The sequence below is a fragment of the Oribacterium sp. genome (genome assembly GCF_057249185.1).
Genome location: NZ_DBHIGR010000258.1, coordinates 1 through 1,824, shown reverse-complemented (window position 1 = coordinate 1,824; position 1,824 = coordinate 1). Strand labels below are relative to the sequence as shown.

The 1,824-nt window shown below is 36.4% G+C and carries 3 protein-coding genes; all 3 read left to right on the top strand.

The window, feature by feature from the left end:
- On the top strand, positions 1-292 hold a 292-nt coding region (locus ACO4PX_RS10160; protein ID WP_485572595.1), incomplete at its 5' end, for a hypothetical protein.
- 45 nt (positions 293-337) lie between these two features.
- Positions 338-796: a hypothetical protein gene (locus ACO4PX_RS10155; protein ID WP_485572593.1), complete on the top strand. Its 459-nt coding sequence runs from the start codon at positions 338-340 to the stop codon at positions 794-796.
- Between the two features lie 41 nt (positions 797-837).
- On the top strand, positions 838-1,743 hold the full coding sequence (locus ACO4PX_RS10150; RefSeq protein WP_485572591.1) for a ketopantoate reductase family protein: 906 nt from the start codon (positions 838-840) through the stop codon (positions 1,741-1,743).
- The last annotated feature ends 81 nt before the right edge of the window (positions 1,744-1,824 follow it).

Sequence of the window (1,824 nt, the reverse complement as noted above, 5' to 3'; positions counted from 1 at the left end):
AAGAGAAATGTCTGTTTACTTAATAGTGATAACTTTAGCTTTTTATGTGTTGCCTGCTTTCATTAATGATACAGGAACCGGTATATTCTTTTTACTTATTTTAACTCCATGTATTTGTTTTTTAACTTCTCTGATTTATGGGATTAGACATTCTTTTAACTTGATATTTTTATTGTTAATAATGGCCCTCTTTATTCCAACAATATTTATATTTTACAATGAAAGTGCAGCTGTTTATGTATTAATATACGGCATAATTGCAACAATAGGAAATTTTTTGGGAAGCTTATAAAAAAAATAAGTAATTAATAAATTCCGCTTTGTAAGGGAGAGCAAAATGTTAAAAATAAAAGATTTTATATTTCAAGACGATTGGGGAGACAGAAGAAGCTGCCTCATGTTCTTTAAAGAAGACCGGGAGGAAAGCGCCTCATGGGCTGTAGACATTGGGTTTAAGCCCGGGGATTTCGAGGGAAATGAGATTTCTCCTTCCATATGTATTAATCCGATAGATACGGATAAGAGCACAGTAAAGGAATTGGTGGGGACTACATTTTCAGTAAAGACAGTTGAAGAAAGCGAAGAGCGTGAAGATTCCTTTTATATTTATGAAAATGAACCGCTAATGGAATACAGGATAGAAGTCTTAGACATAGTAGAGGCAAAAGCCCATATAAAATGCAATGGGGTGCTTATTCTGGACGGCTATGCGGAACCATGGATAGAGGAAAGATTCGAAATAGACAGTTGGATTCCGGTAATAGAATCCGTGCAGGATTGGGATAAGCTGTTTTAAAAATAAGGGATATTTTGCATATGGCAGAAAGGAGTCTATAAGTGAGATTACTCATATTTGGTCCGGGAGTGATAGGCTCGCTGTATGCCTCGCTTTTTGCCGAAGCGGGTTTTGATACTACTGTTTATGCAAGAGGAGCTAGGGTGGAAACACTCAAGAAAAAGGGGCTTCTTTATTTGAAAAGAGAAAAAGTTACAAAAGCAAATGTTTCTGTATTGTCTGAACTCAAAGATGATGACGAATACGATTTTATATTCTTGACAGTCAGAGAAAATCAGTTATATCAGGCACTTGAGGAACTGAAAACCAATAATAGCAAATGCATTGTAACAATGACAAATTCTATGGATGACTACAATGAATGGGAGAAGATTTGTGGGGAAGGCAAAATCCTTCCGGCTTTTCCGGGCGCAGGAGGAAGGATTAAGGATGATGTTTTGGATGCCACGCTTACTCCGAAAATCATTCAACCGACTACTTTTGCAGAGATTTCCGGAATGAGAACGGATAGAGTAAGACGCCTTTCTTTGATTTTTAAGCAATCTTCTATTCCATATCAGATAGTGAAAGATATGCACATTTGGCAGCTTTGTCATCTTGCAATGGTAGTTCCTATTGCAGATGCATATTATGAAGCGGATAATCCCGCAAAAACCGGTTATGAACAGAAGATTATGCGTAAGACAGCAAAAGCGCTAAAACGAAACCTCCAATTTGTGAGGAAAAACTGCGGCAAGTTATCCCCATGGAAAATGAATATCTTTTTGCTTGTGCCGCTGCCGATATTGACTTTTATTATGTCCTTTGTATATAGAAGTATTTTCGGCGAAAAGTTCATGTATCAACATTCGATAAATGCACCGGATGAAATGAGAGAATTACACAAGCAATTTTATGAGTACATGGAAAAGGTTATAAGTATAACTGAGGCTGAATCAATGCTTTAGAAGTAAAAGTAATGGAGGAATTTCAAATGGGATTCTGGATATTCATGTTCATTATGGTTTTACTTATTCCGTTAACTATGA